Origin of the sequence: Streptomyces panacea, assembly GCF_040560175.1 — a bacterium.
GTDB classification, from domain to species: Bacteria; Actinomycetota; Actinomycetes; order Streptomycetales; family Streptomycetaceae; genus Streptomyces; species Streptomyces panacea.
Genome location: NZ_JARJHW010000172.1, coordinates 1 through 16198, shown reverse-complemented (window position 1 = coordinate 16198; position 16198 = coordinate 1). Strand labels below are relative to the sequence as shown.

Annotated in this window: 16 protein-coding genes, 2 pseudogenes and 1 riboswitch; of the genes and pseudogenes, 14 read left to right on the top strand and 4 right to left on the bottom strand. The window is 70.2% G+C overall.

All coding sequences use genetic code 11. The annotated features are described in order from the left end of the window. Nucleotides 1-618, top strand: a 618-nt coding sequence (locus P3L51_RS29120) for an RDD family protein (protein WP_354608305.1), incomplete at its 5' end; no start/stop codon positions are given. Here P3L51_RS29120 and P3L51_RS29115 read toward each other — a convergent pair. Then, the gene (locus tag P3L51_RS29115; protein WP_354608304.1) at nucleotides 604-909 is read right to left on the bottom strand and encodes a hypothetical protein; all 306 of its coding nucleotides are present in this window, start codon (nucleotides 907-909) and stop codon (nucleotides 604-606) included. The two genes, P3L51_RS29120 and P3L51_RS29115, sit on opposite strands and share 15 nt — an antisense overlap. 409 nt (nucleotides 910-1318) lie before the next feature. Here P3L51_RS29115 and P3L51_RS29110 point away from each other — a divergent pair, with 409 nt between their 5' ends. Next, nucleotides 1319-3736 (top strand): immune inhibitor A domain-containing protein, encoded by a 2418-nt coding sequence (locus P3L51_RS29110; protein ID WP_354608303.1) that lies wholly within the window; start codon nucleotides 1319-1321, stop codon nucleotides 3734-3736. A gap of 124 nt (nucleotides 3737-3860) precedes the next feature. After that, nucleotides 3861-4163, top strand: a pseudogene (locus P3L51_RS29105) (hypothetical protein); the annotation flags it as partial. Between the two features lie 248 nt (nucleotides 4164-4411). On the opposite strand, the gene P3L51_RS29100 reads toward P3L51_RS29105, so the two are convergent. Then, nucleotides 4412-4996, bottom strand: a complete 585-nt coding sequence (locus P3L51_RS29100; RefSeq protein WP_354608302.1) for a nicotinamidase — start codon at nucleotides 4994-4996, stop codon at nucleotides 4412-4414. A 144-nt stretch (nucleotides 4997-5140) separates the two neighbouring features. Continuing rightward, entirely contained in the window at nucleotides 5141-6496 is a 1356-nt protein-coding gene (locus tag P3L51_RS29095; RefSeq protein WP_354608301.1) for a nicotinate phosphoribosyltransferase, read from the bottom strand. A 164-nt stretch (nucleotides 6497-6660) separates the two neighbouring features. On the opposite strand from P3L51_RS29095, the gene clpS reads away from it, so the two are divergent. The 11 genes and pseudogenes from clpS to P3L51_RS29040 all read left to right on the top strand — a co-directional run bounded on the left by clpS (nucleotide 6661) and on the right by P3L51_RS29040 (nucleotide 15743). Next, nucleotides 6661-6966 carry an ATP-dependent Clp protease adapter ClpS gene (gene clpS, locus P3L51_RS29090; RefSeq protein ID WP_354608300.1) on the top strand — a complete coding sequence of 102 codons (306 nt, stop codon included), beginning with the start codon at nucleotides 6661-6663 and terminating at the stop codon, nucleotides 6964-6966. Next, a complete protein-coding gene (locus P3L51_RS29085) occupies nucleotides 6966-7553 on the top strand; it encodes a DUF2017 domain-containing protein (RefSeq protein ID WP_354608299.1) in 588 nt (195 codons plus the stop codon). The genes clpS and P3L51_RS29085 overlap by 1 nt, the downstream gene beginning before the upstream one ends. A gap of 268 nt (nucleotides 7554-7821) precedes the next feature. Beyond that, nucleotides 7822-9300 (top strand): amino acid permease, encoded by a 1479-nt coding sequence (locus P3L51_RS29080; RefSeq protein ID WP_354608298.1) that lies wholly within the window; start codon nucleotides 7822-7824, stop codon nucleotides 9298-9300. A gap of 143 nt (nucleotides 9301-9443) precedes the next feature. Then, nucleotides 9444-9857, top strand: coding sequence for a M67 family metallopeptidase (locus tag P3L51_RS29075; RefSeq protein ID WP_354608297.1), 414 nt, complete (start codon nucleotides 9444-9446; stop codon nucleotides 9855-9857). After that, a riboswitch (cobalamin riboswitch) is annotated at nucleotides 9842-9990 on the top strand. Its footprint overlaps the gene before it by 16 nt. A 41-nt stretch (nucleotides 9991-10031) precedes the next feature. Beyond that, entirely contained in the window at nucleotides 10032-11018 is a 987-nt protein-coding gene (locus P3L51_RS29070; protein WP_354608296.1) for an ABC transporter substrate-binding protein, read from the top strand. A gap of 10 nt (nucleotides 11019-11028) precedes the next feature. After that, nucleotides 11029-12081, top strand: coding sequence for a FecCD family ABC transporter permease (locus tag P3L51_RS29065; protein WP_354608295.1), 1053 nt, complete (start codon nucleotides 11029-11031; stop codon nucleotides 12079-12081). Beyond that, a complete protein-coding gene (locus P3L51_RS29060) occupies nucleotides 12078-12869 on the top strand; it encodes an ABC transporter ATP-binding protein (RefSeq protein ID WP_354608294.1) in 792 nt (263 codons plus the stop codon). The genes P3L51_RS29065 and P3L51_RS29060 overlap by 4 nt, the downstream gene beginning before the upstream one ends. Before the next feature lie 69 nt (nucleotides 12870-12938). Next, entirely contained in the window at nucleotides 12939-13052 is a 114-nt protein-coding gene (locus P3L51_RS29055; RefSeq protein ID WP_354608293.1) for a putative leader peptide, read from the top strand. Between the two features lie 92 nt (nucleotides 13053-13144). After that, nucleotides 13145-13423: pseudogene (locus P3L51_RS29050) on the top strand (MoaD/ThiS family protein); the annotation flags it as partial. A 122-nt stretch (nucleotides 13424-13545) separates the two neighbouring features. Further along, entirely contained in the window at nucleotides 13546-14496 is a 951-nt protein-coding gene (locus P3L51_RS29045) for a PLP-dependent cysteine synthase family protein (RefSeq protein WP_354608292.1), read from the top strand. A gap of 152 nt (nucleotides 14497-14648) precedes the next feature. Continuing rightward, nucleotides 14649-15743, top strand: coding sequence for a hypothetical protein (locus tag P3L51_RS29040; RefSeq protein WP_354608291.1), 1095 nt, complete (start codon nucleotides 14649-14651; stop codon nucleotides 15741-15743). A 132-nt stretch (nucleotides 15744-15875) separates the two neighbouring features. Here P3L51_RS29040 and P3L51_RS29035 read toward each other — a convergent pair. Then, nucleotides 15876-16198: type II toxin-antitoxin system PemK/MazF family toxin (locus P3L51_RS29035; RefSeq protein ID WP_354608290.1), on the bottom strand; the 323-nt coding region annotated here is incomplete at its 5' end.

Sequence of the window (16198 nt, the reverse complement as noted above, 5' to 3'; positions counted from 1 at the left end):
GGTGAGCCGTACGGGGGTGCCAATCCGCCACCGCCGGGTGACCCGTACGGGGGTACCAACCCGCCACCGCCGGGTGACCCGTACGGCGGATCGGCTCCACCACCCCCCGGTGACCCGTACGGCGGAAACGATCCGCTCCGCGGGATGCCGCCGCTCGCGACCGTGGGCAAGCGCGTCCTCGCCCGCATCGTCGACCTGATCGTCGTCGCGATCCCGCTCGCCCTGATCAGCATCCCGTTCAACGTCTTCAACCGGTGGTCGGACGAGTCCAACAGCTGGAACGACACGGTCAACGGTATGAACGGCGGCGGCCAGTGGGTCTTCCGGATCATCACGATCGTGGCGTATGTCGGCTACGACACGATGATGACGCAGCGCGGCGGCCAGACCCTCGGTAAAAAGCTGTTCAAGACCCGCGTCGGGATGCTCAACGACGGACGGGTGCCCGACTCCCGGACGTCGTTCCTGCGAGCCGTCGTGCTGTGGGTCCCCGCACTGGTCTGCTGCGCCTGCTTCTGGCCGCTGCTCCTGCTGATCCTGCTCCTGCTCGACCGGCCCTACCGGCAGGGCCTGCACGACAAGGCGGCGAAGACGGTCGTGGTGTCAGCGCCGCAGTGACGCCGGAATCCGGGCCTCCGCGGCGGACGCCGACCTGGCCGGGCCCGAGACGGAAGCGACAGAGGTGGTGGTGGTGTGGTCCGTACGGCTCGTACCGACCGGGTGCGCCGTCCTCGAACGGCGTGGGCCCACGGCCTTCACCGACACCAGAAGGCCGAGACCGAGGGCAACCAGCGCGATCACCGCGATGCCGACGACCGACGTGACGCCGGAGAGCAGCAGCATCGCGAGTGTGGCGAGGACGACGGTGGCGGAACCGTAGGCAAGCTGTGCGGCAGTCGGACGCGGCATGGCTGTATCCGTCCCTCGGGGCAATCGGGAGTGATTTCGGGGGTGTTGGGGGTGTCTCGCGTGTCTGCGCTGAGTCGCACTGTCAAACGACCCTACGACGGTGAATGCCCGGCAGGAACCGACAGTAAGCGTGACCTAACCCACGAGGCCGGAGCATGGGGGGCGCACGGAGTCACGCGCCCCCGCTATATGACACATCGATGCGCCCGCCGTCAGGTCCGCGTGACATCGGCCGGCGTCCGGATACCGGAACTCGACTCGTGCATAGTGCACTTGGCCTGTGCAAGTCAAGGACTGTCTTTTCTCCTTCAACTCCGGTCGAATGTCGTCACTTGTGACGCGCACCCCGCGCGCGGATCCCCACACAGCAGGTCCGCGAACTCCGGGTGCGGGGAGAGGAAACCATCAAGTGACCATCAATCGACGGGCGATCAGAGCGTCCGCGGTGTTCGTGGCCCTCGCCACGGCGGCCGCCACGGCTTCGACGCTCGCCCCGGCGCAGGCCGAGGGCAACACCACAGCGGGTCCGGCGAGCATCGAGCGCCGCGATCCGGCGCCGCAGAAGGGCCATGTCGAGCACAACCTCGAAGGCCCGTTCAGCAAGCAGCAGGCGCAGCAGCGCAAGGCCGCCCTGGAGCAGGTCGTCGCCGGTGACGCCAAGATCATGAAGCGCGGCGGCTCCAACGTCGTCAAGCTCGACGACAAGAAGTACGTCGAGCTGGGCCGCGAGAAGACCGACAAGATCTTCACGATCCTGGTGGAGTTCGGTGACGAGGTCGACAACACGACCACGTACGACCCGGACGGCGCTGACGGCCCCGAGGCCCCCATCAAGAAGTACGGTGGCGAGCCCGGCCCGCAGCACAACGAGATAGCCGAGCCCGACCGGAAGGTGGACAACTCCACCGCCTGGCAGGCCGACTACAACCAGGCGCACTTCCAGGACCTGTACTTCGGCGAGGGCAAGGACGCCAAGGGTCAGCAGAAGGAGTCGCTGAAGACCTACTACGAGAAGACCTCGTCCGGCCGCTACTCGGTCGACGGTAAGGTCTCCGACTGGGTCAAGGTCAAGTACAACGAGGCCCGTTACGGCTCGAACTACTGCGGCAGCTCCAACTGCGCCAACGTCTGGGACGCGGTACGCGACGGCACCACCGCCTGGGCCGCCGACCAGAAGGCCAAGGGCCGTACGGACGCGCAGATCAAGGCCGACCTCGCGTCGTACGACGAGTGGGACCGCTACGACTTCGACGGCGACGGCGACTTCAACGAGCCCGACGGCTACATCGACCACTTCCAGATCGTCCACGCGGGCGAGGACGAGTCGGCCGGCGGCGGCGCCGAGGGTGAGAACGCCCTGTGGGCGCACCGCTGGTACGCCTACGGCACGGACGCCGGCAAGACGGGCCCCGCGGAGAACAGGTCCGGCGGCACGCAGATCGGTGACACCGGCATCTGGGTCGGCGACTACACGATGCAGCCGGAGAACGGCGGACTCGGCGTCTTCGCGCACGAGTACGGCCACGACCTCGGCCTGCCCGACCTGTACGACACCTCGGGCGGCGGCGAGAACTCCGTCGGCTACTGGTCCCTGATGTCCGCCGGTTCCTGGCTCGGCCGGGGCAAGAACGAGATCGGCGACCTGCCCGGCGACATGACCGCCTGGGACAAGCTCCAGCTGGGCTGGCTCGACTACGACGAGGCCAAGGCCGCGACGGCGTCGACCCACAAGCTGGGCGTGTCCGCGTACAACACGAAGAACCCGCAGGCGCTCGTCGTCGAGCTGCCGAAGAAGGCCGTCACCACCACTGTGGAGAAGCCCGCCGAGGGCTCCAAGCAGTGGTGGAGCGACATGGGTGACGACCTCAAGAACACCCTCACCCGCTCCGTCGACCTCACCGGCAAGGCCAAGGCGTCGCTGGAACTGGACGGCTGGTGGGACATCGAGGCCGACTACGACTACCTGTACGCCGAGGTGTCGGAGGACGGCGGCGCGAACTGGACCCCGGTCGACGGCACCGCCGACGGCAAGGCCATCACGCGTGACGCGAGCGACAAGCCGGCCCTGACCGGTGTCTCCGGCGCGCACAAGAAGCTCGTCTACTCGCTGGACGCGTACGCGGGCAAGAAGGTCGACCTCCGCTTCCGCTACCAGACGGACGGCGGCGCGGGCGGCAAGGGCTTCGTCGCCGACACGATCGGTGTCGTCGCCGACGGCGCCCCGGTCTTCAGCGACAACGCCGAGACGGACGACGCGGGCTGGACCGCGAAGGGCTTCTCGCGCATCGGTGAGTCGTTCACCCAGGACTACGACCAGTTCTACATCGCGGAGAACCGGCAGTACGTCAGCTACGACAAGACCCTCAAGTCGGGCCCGTACAACTTCGGCTTCAAGGCGCCGAAGGACGGCTGGGTCGAGCACTACGCGTACCAGAACGGCCTCATGGTCTGGCTCTGGGACACCTCGCAGAAGGACAACAACACCAGCGCCCACCCCGGCAAGGGTCTGATCCTGCCGGTCGACGCGCACGCCAAGCCCATGAAGTGGGCCGACGGCACCCTGATGCGCAACAAGATCCAGACGTTCGACTCGTCGTTCAGCAAGTACCCGACCGACCTGTTCCAGCTCCACAAGGCCGACAAGGCGCAGTGGATCCGGCCCCAGGCGGGCAACTCGGTCTTCGACGACCGCAAGGGCACCTACTGGTACAAGGAGAACGCCACCGGCGGTGTCGACGTTCCTGACACCAACACCAAGATCTCCATCGTGAGCGAGCCGCTCAGCGGCTCCACGATGACGGTGAAGGTGGACCGCTCGACCAAGTAACGGACATCGTTGCAGGTCAAGCCATGATCGGCCGTCGCCCCCTAGCGGGGCGGCGGCCGATCGTGTTTAGGTGCGTCCTACTGACTCTTATTGACACGACGTCTCACGGGGGGATTGAGGACACATGGCAGGTGGAGGCTTCAGCAGGCTCCCGAACGGCACCGTGGTGGTGGCGCTGACCGTGCCCAGCCCGGCGGCCGAAGGCCGCACGGTCCGGATTCTGGTCCATGCGATGAACCGGGCCCGCGCCCTGACCAGGCTGCGGAATCTCGGGCTGCGCGCCGTCTATCTGCGCGGCAACGCGGAACCGCCCACACCGGACGAGATCACGGCGGTCCTGCACCATCCGGACGGCCTGCTCTGGCGGGGCACCCCGGAGTGCGCGCAGGAGCTCTGGCAGCCCATACGGGCCCTGCTGCGCCCCGCGCGGCGGTACGGGCCACCGGAGCCGCGCCACGGCCGCACAGGGCTGCCCGCGGGCCCGTCGGCGAGCAGCCTGCCGGGGCTGTTCACGGGTCCCCGGCCGGAGCTGCGGACGGGCAGCGGCAGTGATGTGAGCGCGGCCTAGGTCCAGGGTGCCCGGGCCCGGCAGGATCGCCCGGACCAGGACCCGGGCGCGACCCGGAGGACCGGCAAGACGGACCCGGAGGACCGGCAAGCCCCACAGGTGGCGCCCTACACCACCGGCTTGCCGGTCAGCCGCACGCCCGCAGCGCGCAGCTCCTCCAGGGCCCGCTCCGTCGTCTCCTCGGCGACACCCGCCGTCAGATCCAGCAGCACCTGCGTGGTGAACCCCGCACGCGCCGCGTCCAGGGCGGTCGCCCGTACGCAGTGGTCGGTGGCGATCCCGACGACGTCGACCTCGGCCACCTCGCGCGCCCGCAGCCAGTCGGCGAGCGTCACACCGTTCTCGTCGGCGCCCTCGAAGCCGCTGTACGCCGCCGCGTAGGCGCCCTTGTCGAAGACCGCGTCGATCGACCCCGAGGCGACGGCCGGCGCGAAGTTGGGGTGGAAACCCACCCCCTCCGTGCCCGCCACGCAGTGGACCGGCCACGAGTGCACGAAGTCGGGCCGCGTGGAGAAGTGGTCACCGGGGTCGATGTGGTGATCGCGCGTCGCGACCACGTGCCGGTAACCGGCTGTCGCCTGCCCGATCAGATCGGTGATGGCGGCGGCCACGTCGGCGCCGCCCGACACCGCGAGGCTGCCGCCCTCGCAGAAGTCGTTCTGAACGTCCACGACTATCAGTGCGCGGTGCATGACGGGTGTCCTTCGGTGGGGAGTGGGCGGGGGCCGTCGAGCTGGTGAGGTCTCGCTGTGGTCGGCCTCTCGCAGGCTGGCGTTCCCGGTCGCCGTCCGTTCATGCCTCCCACACCTCACGTCCGTGAATCACGGGCACACCGGTCACATGTAGACCGTCGGGATGACCGGCTCGCCGCGCGAAAGCTGGATCGCCGACATCGGCAGCCCCGCCCGCGCCGCCACGTGCCGGTCCCGGACGGCGTCCAGCGGCTCGCGCGCGACGACCTCACCGCCCTTGACCAGCTCCACCAGCAGCTGCCGGTCCAGCAGGTCGGCGGGGACCGGGCCGGTGCCGACGACCTCGGCCTCCGCGTACCCCTCGGCGTCCACCCGCCGCGCCGCCCACTTGCGGCCGCCGATCGACGTCTTGCCGCCCAGCGATTTCTTCGCCACCGCGTGCAGCGGCGCCTTCGGATCGGCGGAGTGGGCACGGGCGACGAGTTTGTACACCATCGAGCAGGTGGGGTGCCCGCTGCCGGTGACCAGCCGGGTGCCGACCCCGTACGCGTCCACCGGCGCGGCGGCCAGCGAGGCGATCGCGTACTCGTCCAGGTCGGAGGTGACCACGATCCGGGTGTTCACCGCGCCCAGCTCGTCCAGCTGCTGCCGCACCCGGTGCGCGACGAGCAGCAGGTCGCCCGAGTCGATGCGGACGGCGCCCAGCTCGGGCCCGGCCACCTCCACGGCGGTACGGACCGCCTCGGCCACGTCGTAGGTGTCCACGAGCAGCGTCGTACCGCTGCCGAGCGCGTCGACCTGCGCCTGGAACGCGTCCCGCTCGTTGTCGTGCAGCAGGGTGAAGGCGTGCGCGCTGGTGCCCACCGTCGGGATGCCGTAGCGGAACCCGGCCGCGAGGTCGGAGGTGGTGTCGAAGCCGCCCACGTACGCGGCGCGCGAGGCGGCGACGGCGGCCAGCTCGTGGGTGCGCCGCGCGCCCATCTCGATCAGCGGGCGCCCGCCGGCGGCGGCCGACATCCGGGACGCGGCGGCGGCGATCGCCGAGTCGTGGTTGAGGATCGACAGGATCAGGGTCTCCAGCAGCACGCACTCGGCGAAGGAGCCCTCGACGCGCAGGATCGGTGACCCGGGGAAGTACATCTCGCCCTCGCGGTAACCCCAGATGTCGCCGCTGAAGCGGTAGCCGGCCAGCCAGTCGAGTGTCGGCCCGTCGACGATTTCCCGCTCGCGCAGGAAGCCGATGACGTCCTCGTCGAAGTGGAAGTTCTCGACGGCGTCGAGTACCCGGCCGGTGCCCGCGACGACTCCGTAGCGCCGTCCCTCGGGCAGGCGCCGGGTGAAGACCTCGAAGACGCAGCGGCGGTCGGCCGTCCCCGCCCGAAGCGCCGCCCGGAGCATCGTCAACTCGTACTGGTCGGTGAAGAGCGCGGTCGACGGAACGCCGACCCTTCGGCCGCCCTCATCCTTCGCAAGGCCCTTCTCAAGGTCCGCAGAGTTCATGCCAAGGATGCTACAGCGGATCTCGTCAGAGTGACGATTTCTAACGAGGGCTCAGACCGCCGTTTGTGCGACAGGCCCCACCTGGTGGCAGCATGGGTCTGTGAGGCTGTGCATCCCGGGGCGCACCCCGGGGCCCCCGGCGGAGAAGAAGGTCGTCCCGAACCGTGAGTGTTGCCCCGACAGAGATCGAACTTCCCGAGTCGGCAGAGGAGACGTTCACCGTCCCGGAACCTGACGTGCCGTGGATGACGATCGTCCACAACGACCCGGTCAATCTCATGAGTTATGTGACGTACGTCTTCCAGACGTACTTCGGCTACTCCAAGGACAAGGCGCACAAGCTGATGCTCGACGTCCACCAGAAGGGCCGCGCCATCGTCTCCAGCGGCAGCCGCGAGGAGATGGAACGCGACGTGCAGGCGATGCACGGATTCGGCCTGTGGGCCACGCTCTCCCAGGACGCCGGCTGATGGCCGGGCAGTTCGAGTCGATCCCCGGCGGTGGCGCCGCCGTCGCGCTCGACGAGGTCGAGATCTCCATCCTGCGCTCGCTGGCCGTGCAACTCCTGGAGCTGATCGGCCCCGGCACGGAACCGGCCAAGGGCGAGGACCCCCTGGCCGCGCTCTTCGCGGAGGGGCCCAGCGAGCCGCCGTCCGACCCGGCGCTCGCCCGCCTCTTCCCGGACGCGTACGGCTTCGGCGACGACACCGACGACGAACTGCGCGAGTACGCCTCCGAGTTCAGGCGCTTCACCGAGAACGACCTGCGGACCCGTAAGCGCGAGGACGGCCTCGCGGTGGTCCGCACACTGGACGCGCTCGGCGCCACCGGCGAGGGCGGAGCCGTACTGAAGCTGGCGCCCGACGACTGCCGGCACTGGCTCGGCGCGCTCAACGACCTGCGGCTGACGATCGGCAACAGGCTCGACGTCTCCGACGAGGACGAGGGCGAGGGCCTGTACCGGCTGCCGGACTCCGACCCGCGCAAGCCGATGGTGATGGCGTACCTGTGGCTCGGGGCGCTCCAGGAGACGCTCATCGAGACGATGATGCCCTGACGGTCCGCCGGACACCTGTACGGAGGTCCGTCACAGGGCCTCCGCAACGCCCTCACACCGCCTTCGGACGGACATCTTCCGTTTCCTCAATAGAGGCTCAACTCCGCATAACGATCACGTCTCCGCCCCCGCATGCTTTGCGATTCGGGGTGTGATTCGTCCGCTTCTTCCTGTGGGCCGCGCCACAGCGACCTGCGCGGATCGCCGCCGTGCCCGTGGTAAATCTTCTCGACCACCGGCACAGGCAGGGAAGAAAGGGCGCATCACCATGACCTCCCCACAGGTCGACAACCCCTCGGAAAGCCCCTCCGGAGACACCTCGGAGGAGGGCTACGAACGCGGACTCGGCAGCCGCCAGGTCCAGATGATCGCGATCGGCGGCGCCATCGGCGTCGGCCTGTTCATGGGCGCCGGCGCGAACATCGCCAAGGCCGGGCCGAGCATCATCCTGATGTACGCGCTCGCCGGCGTGGTGATCTTCTTCATCATGCGGGCGCTCGGCGAACTGCTGCTCTACCGGCCGGTCTCCGGCTCGTTCGCGGAGTACGCCCGCGAGTTCCTCGGCCCGTTCTTCGGGTACGTGACCGGCTGGACGTACTGGCTCATGTGGATCGTGACCGGCATGGCCGAGCTCACGGCCGCGGCGATCTACATCCACTTCTGGTTCCCCGCGATCCCGCAGTGGGTCAGCGCCCTGGTCTTCCTCGTGGTCCTCTTCGGCGTCAACCTGATCTCCGTCAAGATCTTCGGCGAGGTCGAGTTCTGGTTCTCGATGGTCAAGGTCACCGCCATCATCGGCATGATCGTCATCGGCCTCGGCGTACTGACCCTCGGCTTCTCGGACGCGGGCGACACCGCGACCACCGGCAACCTCTGGCAGCACGGCGGCATCTTCCCCAACGGCATCGGCTCCAGCCTGATGACCCTCCAGGGCGTGATGTTCGCCTACCTCGCCGTCGAACTCGTGGGCGTCACCGCGGGCGAGTCCGAGAATCCGGAGAAGACGCTCCCCAAGGCGATCAACACACTGCCGTGGCGCATCATCGTCTTCTACGTCGGCGCGCTCACCGTCATCCTCGCCGTCGTGAAGTGGACCGAATTCAGCGAGGGCGAGAGCCCGTTCGTGCACGCCTTCGCCAAGATCGGCATCCCGCTCGGCGCCGGAATCGTCAACTTCGTCGTGCTGACGGCGGCCCTGTCGTCCTGCAACTCCGGCATGTACTCCACCGGCCGGATGCTGCGCGACCTCTCCGCCAACAACGAGGCGCCGAAGGCCCTGGGCAAGCTCAACTCCCGGCGGACACCGGCGTTCGGCATCGCGGCGTCCGTCGCGCTGATGGGCATCGGCGTCGTCCTCAACTACATCGTCCCCGAGAAGGCGTTCCTCTACGTCACCTCGGTCGCCACCGCCGCCGGTATCTGGACCTGGATGATGATCCTCATCAGCCACATCAAGTACCGCTCCGCCGTGGTCGCCGGGCGGCTGCCGGCGTCCTCGTTCCCGGCCCCGGGCGGCTCGGCGCTGAGCTGGGTGGCGCTGGTGTTCCTGTCCTTCGTCACCTGTCTGATCGCGTACGACTCCGACGCCCGGGTGTCGCTGTACGTCGGCGCGGTCTGGGCGCTGTTCCTCGTCGCGGGCTGGGCGCTGCTCAAGAGCCGTGAGCCGGAACTCGCGGCGACCGGTCCGCGGGACCCGCGCGATCCGGAGGGCCCGCAGGAGCCGGAGTACGCGAAGGCGTCGGACTGACGGCGGGGCACCGGCAACAGGCGCTCACGGAGGCGCGCCCCACCGGCCGTCCCACGCGCTGTCTCACGCGCTGTCTCACGCACCGTCTCACCAGGTGGCCACCGCATCTCAGACGCGGTGGCCACCTGTTTATCCTTCACCTCATGCTGACCATCACCCAGGCGCTGTACGACCGGATCGTCGCCCACGCGCGGGCGGACCACCCCGACGAGGCGTGCGGCGTGATCGCGGGCCCGGAGGGCAGCGACCGGCCCGAGCGCTTCGTCCCCATGCTCAACGCGGCCCGCTCGCCCACGTTCTACGAGTTCGACTCGACCGAGCACAAGCAGCTCGACAACGAGGTGCGCGAACGGAACGAGGACCTGGTGGTCATCTACCACTCGCACACCGCGACCGAGGCGTACCCCTCCCGCCGCGACATCGACCTGGCGATGGAGCCGTTCGCGCACTACGTCCTGGTCTCCACCGCCGACACCGACGAGATGGGCCCGTTCCAGTTCCGCTCGTACCGCATCGTCGAGGGCGAGGTCACGGAAGAGGACATCGAGGTCGTCTGAGAGACTGGCGCGATCCAGGGCGGCAGGACCCAGGAAGCCGGTGTGAATCCGGCACGGTCCCGCCACTGTGACCAGGGCCTTCGCGCGAGCGGGGCCCCGGAAGCCAGGAACTGACCTGTCGCCCTTCTCCCACCATGCCAGGGGACGCGGAAATCCCCCGGAGGAGGCCCAGTCATGTCCTCGCGGCGCCACGCCCTCATACCGGCGGTCCTGCTTCCGCTGCTGCTCCCGCTCGCCGCCTGCGGCGCCGGCCCGGACCCCGTCCGGCAGTCCGGAGCCCCGGCCGACGGATTCCCCTACACCGTCACCAACTGCGGTGTGAAGACCACCTTCGAGGCACCCCCGAAGCGCGTGGTCACCATGAACCAGCACGTCACCGAGATCATGATCGAGCTGGGCCTCACCAAGTCCCTCGTCGGCACCGCCTGGCTGGACGACAAGGTCCTCCCCGCCTACGAGAAGGCGTACCGGAGCGTCCCGGTCATCGCCGAGGAGTACCCCTCCAAGGAGAAACTCCTCGCCGAGAACCCCGACTTCGTCTACGGCGGCTACGCCAGCGCCTTCGCCGCCAAGGACGGCCGCACCCGCGACGACCTCAAGGGCGCCGGCATCGACACCCGGCTCAACCTGGAGAACTGCACCGGGGGCAAGACCTCCATGGACGACGTCTTCCGGGAGGTCGCGGAGGTCGGCCGCACCTTCGGCGTCGCCGACCGCGCCGCGAAGTGGACCGCCGGGGCACGCGCCACCCTCGCCACCACCGCCGCCGGCCTCGAAGACGTCAGGCCCGTCCCGGTCTTCGTCTACGACAGCGGCGACAAGACCGCCTTCACCGCCGGCGGCAAGGGCATCGGCAACGAGATGATCAACCGGGCCGGCGGGCGCAACGTCTTCGCCGACCTCGACAAGTCCTTCGGCGACGCCACCTGGGAGCAGGTCGTGGCGCGCGAGCCCGAGGCGATCGTCATCTACGACTACGGCGCCACCACCGTCGCGCAGAAGAAGAAGCGGCTGCTGGAGGACCCCGTACTGAAGGACGTCCCGGCGATCAGGAACAAGCGCTTCGCCGTCCTGCCGCTCTCCGACGCCGTGCTCGGCGTCCGCGCCCCGGCCGCCGTCCAACGGCTCGCGGACCAACTCCACCCGGAGGCGGGCGAGTAGGACCGCCGCCATGAGCAGCGAGACCCCGCCCGCCCGGCGGCGGCTGAAGCACGCCCTGGTCCTCGGCGTCCTCGCCACGGCCCTCGCCTGCGCCGTCGTCGCCGGACTCACCCTCGGCTCCGTCCGCATCCCGCCCGGCGACGTCCTCACGATCCTCACCGGCGGCGCGGAGCCCGGCCCCTTCCGCACGATCGTCCTGGACGTACGGCTGCCGCGCGTGCTGCTCGGCGCGGTCGTCGGCGCCGGGCTGGCCGTCGTCGGCACGGTCCTCCAGGCCCTCGTACGCAACCGGCTCGCCGACCCGTTCCTGCTGGGCATCTCCTCGGGGGCGTCCACCGGCGCCGTACTCGTCCTGGTCTTCGGGATCGGCGGCGGCATCGGCGGCGGGATCACCACCACCGTCACCATGCCGGCCGCCGCCTTCGCGGGCTCGCTCCTCGCGATGGTCGCCGTCTACGCGCTGGCCCGGCGCGGCTCCACGATGACCGGCGGGCGGCTCGTGCTGGCCGGGGTGACCGTCTCGTACATCCTGTCCGCGCTCACCACCCTGATCCTGGTGGTCTCCGCCCGGCCCGAGCACTTCCAGGAGGCGCTGTTCTGGTCGCTCGGCGGTCTCGGCAGCGCCCGCTGGGGCTCGCTCGTCGTCCCGGCCGTCGTCCTCGTCGCCGGGACCGCCGTCCTCATGGCGCTCGCCCGGCCGCTGGACCTGCTGCTGGTGGGGGAGGAGGGCGCGACCGTGCTCGGGCTGGACACCGCGCGCTTCCGCGCCGCCGTGTTCGTCCTCGCCTCGCTGGTCACCGGGGTGATGGTGGCCGCGAGCGGCGCCATCGGCTTCGTCGGGCTGCTCGTGCCGCACGCCGCGCGGATGCTGGTCGGGGCGTCGCACCGGCCGCTGCTGCCGGTCGCCGCGCTCGGCGGGGCGCTCGTACTCGTCGTCGCGGACCTCGCCGCCCGTACCGTCGCCGCGCCGCAGGACATCCCCGTGGGCGTTCTCACCGCGCTCATCGGCGGCCCGTTCTTCCTGTGGCTGATGCGCCGCCGCCCCGAAGGAGCCCCGGTATGAGCCCCCGTACGTCCGCCGCGCTCCGGATCGAAAGGCTCTCGTACGGCGTCGGCGACGGCCGGCACCTCGTCGACGCCGTCGACCTGACGGCCGCTCCCGGCGAGACCGTCGGACTCGTCGGCCCCAACGGCAGCGGCAAGACCACCCTGCTGCGCTGCGTGTACGGCACGCTGCGCCCGACCCGCGGCCGGGCGCTGCTGGACGGCGACGACCTGCACACCATGACGGCCAAGGCGCGCGCCCGGCGCGTGGCCACCGTCCCGCAGGACGGGCAGACCGACTTCGAACTGACCGTCCGCGAGGTCGTCGCCATGGGCCGCTCACCGCACCGCCGCTTCTGGGAGGCGGACACGGCGGCCGATTCCGCGCTGGCCGACGCCGCGCTGGAGCGCGTCGGCATCGCCCCGCTCGCGGAACGCGCCTTCCCGTCCCTCTCCGGCGGCGAACGCCAGCGCGCCCTCGTCGCCCGCGCCCTGGTCCAACGGCCCGCGCTCTTCGTCCTGGACGAACCGACCAACCATCTGGACATCCGCCACCAGCTCGAAGTCCTCTCCCTCATCAGGGAGTTGGGGACGACCAATCTGCTGGCCCTGCACGACCTGAATCTCGCCGCGTACTACTGCGACCGCCTGTACGTACTCAAAGCGGGTACGGTCGTCGCCTCGGGAACCCCGGCGGAGGTCCTGACCCCCGGCCTCCTGGCCGCCGTCTACGAGGTGGAGGCGGAGGTCACGCCGCACCCCGGGACCGGTGCCCCCACGGTCGTCTACCTGCCGCAGTCCACCTGACGAACGCCGAACGTCCATCAGCTGAGATCACATACCGGGATGCGGACCGGGAATCGATACGATGACCCCATGGTTTCCCACGACGTGAGCGACAAGACACCAGGCGATCTCCTGGTGGCGCGCCTGCACGTCGATCTGTGCCGACTCGCCAGCGCCATGTGTACGGCCGGCGCTGCCGCCTGAGTCGCGGCAGGACGCCCATCCCGAGAACCACCCCCCGCGCGGGGGCAGAGCCGCGCGCCCGTCACGCCTCTTTTCCGACAGGAGCCCACGCCATGGCCATCGAGGTCCGCATTCCGACCATCCTCCGCACCTACACCGACGGAGCCAAGGCCGTCGAGGGCAGCGGTGACACCATCGCGGCACTGCTCACCGACCTCGAAACGCGCCACACGGGCATCCGCGAGCGCATCGTCGACGGCGCCAACGGCGACCAGCTGCGCCGCTTCGTGAACGTCTACCTGAACGACGAGGACGTCCGCTTCCTGGACGGCATCTCCACCAAGCTCGCCGACGGCGACAGCGTCACCATCCTCCCGGCCGTCGCCGGCGGCGCGTCCGTGACCACCGCGTCCGTGACCACCGCGTCCGTGACCACCGCGTCCGCGACCACCGTGTCCGAGAGCGCCCCCGCGAGCGCCCCCGAGATGCCGATGCCCGACATGCCCACGCTCTGATGCGGTACGACTCCCCGCTCGCGGTCGTCGGCGACACTCCCCTCGTACGGCTGCCCCGCCTGTCCCCGTCGGAGGACGTCCGGCTCTGGGCCAAGCTGGAGGACCGCAACCCGACCGGCTCCATCAAGGACCGCCCGGCGCTGCGCATGGTCGAGCAGGCCGAGAAGGACGGCCGGCTCACACCGGGCTGCACCATCCTGGAGCCCACCAGCGGCAACACCGGCATCTCGCTCGCCATGGCCGCGAAGCTCAAGGGCTACAAGATCATCTGCGTGATGCCGGAGAACACCTCGCGGGAACGCCGCGAGCTGCTCGCCATGTGGGGCGCCGAGATCATCCCGTCCCCGGCGGCGGGCGGCTCCAACACCGCCGTACGCGTCGCCAAGGAGCTGGCCGCCGAGAACCCGGGCTGGGTGATGCTCTACCAGTACGGCAACCCGGACAACGCGGGCGCCCACTACGCCACCACCGGGCCGGAGATCCTCGCCGACCTGCCGTCCGTCACCCACTTCGTGGCCGGACTCGGCACCACCGGCACGCTCATGGGCGTCGGCCGCTACCTGCGCGAGCAGAAGCCCGACGTCAGGATCGTCGCGGCCGAGCCGCGCTACGACGACCTGGTCTACGGCCTGCGCAACCTCGACGAGGGCTTCGTACCCGAGCTGTACGACGAGTCCGTCCTCACGAGCCGCTTCTCCGTCGGCTCGGCCGACGCCGTCACCCGCACCCGCCAACTCCTCCAGCAGGAGGGCATCTTCGCGGGAGTCTCCACCGGCGCCGCCCTGCACGCGGCCATCGGCCTCGGTAAGAAGGCCGTCGCGGCGGGCGAGAGCGCCGACATCGTCTTCGTCGTCGCCGACGGCGGCTGGAAGTACCTCTCCACGGGCGTCTACACGGCGGCCACGGACGAAGAGGCCATCGAGACCCTTCAGGGCCAGCTCTGGGCCTGAGCCCCGCGCTGTCCATGGGGGCAACAGTGGTGCAACAGTCCCCGTCCGGGGCTGTTGCACCGCCGCTCCCGAGAGTGACGATCGGTGTCGATCGACGTACGCGTCGCGCACACCGACCACGGGGGACAGAGATGGACGACCGCTGGAGCGGCATGAGTGGGCCGGGTGGCACGGGCGGTCCGGGGCACGCGCCCGGCTCCCCCAACACCCCTGGCCACGACCCCGGTTACGGCTTCGGCCCACCGGGCTTCGGCCCGCCCCAGCCCTTCGCGCCGCCGGAATCCGACGGGCGCGCGTCCCGCCGCCACCTCGGCGCGTACGTCACCTCCGGCATCCTGCTCACCGCCTTCGCCTGCGTCCTCGCCGCCTGGATCGTCTACACGGCGATCAACGTGCGGGTCGACGTGGACGAGCTGATCAACAGCCTCATCAAGAACGAACCCGGCCGGCCGCTGCTGGTGCTCACCGCCCACGAATGGGCCGTCACCGTCGCCCTGCTCGTCGTCGGCGTCGCGGCCCTCTCCCGGCGCCGTACCGCGCGCGGCGCCGCCCTGCTCCTCGCGTTCCTGCTCCTCGGCGCGGGCGCCCGGCAGCTCAACGGCCTGACCAGGGCCGACCACCGCGACGTCATGTTCGCCAGTGAGCACGGCACGCTGATCGTCCTCACCTACGTGATCGCGTTCCTCGCCGCGGCCACCGTGATCATCCTGATGCTGGTGGCCCGTGAGCGCGACCTGCCGCGCGAGCCCGCGACCGGCGGCCGACGCGCCGCCGGCGTCCTGCTCATCCTGATCGGCGCGCTCCAGGGCTTCTGGTACGCCCGCAGCCTGCGGGAGTTCAACGAGGCCGTCGGGCCGGGGGGCGGCCGGGGCGCCCTCGCCGAGTGGTGGCACGAAGCGCTGAACATCAACGCCCGTGGCGGGTACGGCACTTCGGCCGGTTTCACCTATTACCACAGCGCGCTCGTCGCGGCGTTCCTCGTCGTCGGCGTCCTGCTGGTGCTGGGCACCCCGGCCGCCCGGGGCGCTGCGCTCGCGCTGCTCGGCGTCGCCGCGTACCTCCAGCTCCGCGACCTCGCGGGCCTCCAGTACGACCAGCTCTCCTACTACTACGAGGACACCACCCTCGGCTGGAGCCTGACCAGCGCCTTCGCGGCGGGCGCGGCGATGCTGGTGGCCATCGCCCTGACCCGCCGCACCCCACGCCGACATGTCCCGGCGCCGTACCCGACGGCGCCGCTGCCTTAGAAGGCCGGTCCGACGAGTGAGGACAAGAGCGGCCCACGAGCCGCGCGACCCGGTCGGCGCCCGCGGCCCGGTCCACGAGCCGCGCGACCCGGTGCACGCCCGTGACCAGGCACCGGCGCGCGCGCCGGTGTGTCAGCGCGCCAGGTGTCTGACCTGCCGCCACAGCCCCGGATCCGCGGGCCCCACCCGGCGCCGGAACGCCCGTGTGTCCACCCGCCGCAACTCGTCCGTCTCCAGGAAACTCCGGCGTCCTTCCGCGTCACCCACCGCCTCCGGCGGCAGCGGAATCACGCCGGGGCGCTCCTCGTGCGGCTTACTGGTGATCTTCGCCACCAGCACCGTACGGCCCCGTACCGAGAGCACCAGACACGGCCGGTCCTTCGCCCCGGTCCCGTCCTCGTACGGCACCATCGCCCACCAGATCTCGCCCTGCTTCGGCCCCCGGCCTCCGGGCG

Bases quoted from the DNA above. Each gene is read 5' to 3' on its own strand.
- P3L51_RS29075 (WP_354608297.1), top strand. From the start codon at position 9,444: ATGCTGACCATCACCCAGGCGCTGTACGACCGGATCGTCGCCCACGCG.
- P3L51_RS29070 (WP_354608296.1), top strand. From the start codon at position 10,032: ATGTCCTCGCGGCGCCACGCCCTCATACCGGCGGTCCTGCTTCCGCTG.
- P3L51_RS29055 (WP_354608293.1), top strand. From the start codon at position 12,939: ATGGTTTCCCACGACGTGAGCGACAAGACACCAGGCGATCTCCTGGTG.
- P3L51_RS29100 (WP_354608302.1), bottom strand. From the start codon at position 4,996: ATGCACCGCGCACTGATAGTCGTGGACGTTCAGAACGACTTCTGCGAG.
- P3L51_RS29065 (WP_354608295.1), top strand. From the start codon at position 11,029: ATGAGCAGCGAGACCCCGCCCGCCCGGCGGCGGCTGAAGCACGCCCTG.
- P3L51_RS29095 (WP_354608301.1), bottom strand. From the start codon at position 6,496: ATGAACTCTGCGGACCTTGAGAAGGGCCTTGCGAAGGATGAGGGCGGC.
- P3L51_RS29060 (WP_354608294.1), top strand. From the start codon at position 12,078: ATGAGCCCCCGTACGTCCGCCGCGCTCCGGATCGAAAGGCTCTCGTAC.
- P3L51_RS29085 (WP_354608299.1), top strand. From the start codon at position 6,966: ATGGCCGGGCAGTTCGAGTCGATCCCCGGCGGTGGCGCCGCCGTCGCG.
- P3L51_RS29080 (WP_354608298.1), top strand. From the start codon at position 7,822: ATGACCTCCCCACAGGTCGACAACCCCTCGGAAAGCCCCTCCGGAGAC.
- P3L51_RS29045 (WP_354608292.1), top strand. From the start codon at position 13,546: ATGCGGTACGACTCCCCGCTCGCGGTCGTCGGCGACACTCCCCTCGTA.
- P3L51_RS29040 (WP_354608291.1), top strand. From the start codon at position 14,649: ATGAGTGGGCCGGGTGGCACGGGCGGTCCGGGGCACGCGCCCGGCTCC.
- P3L51_RS29115 (WP_354608304.1), bottom strand. From the start codon at position 909: ATGCCGCGTCCGACTGCCGCACAGCTTGCCTACGGTTCCGCCACCGTC.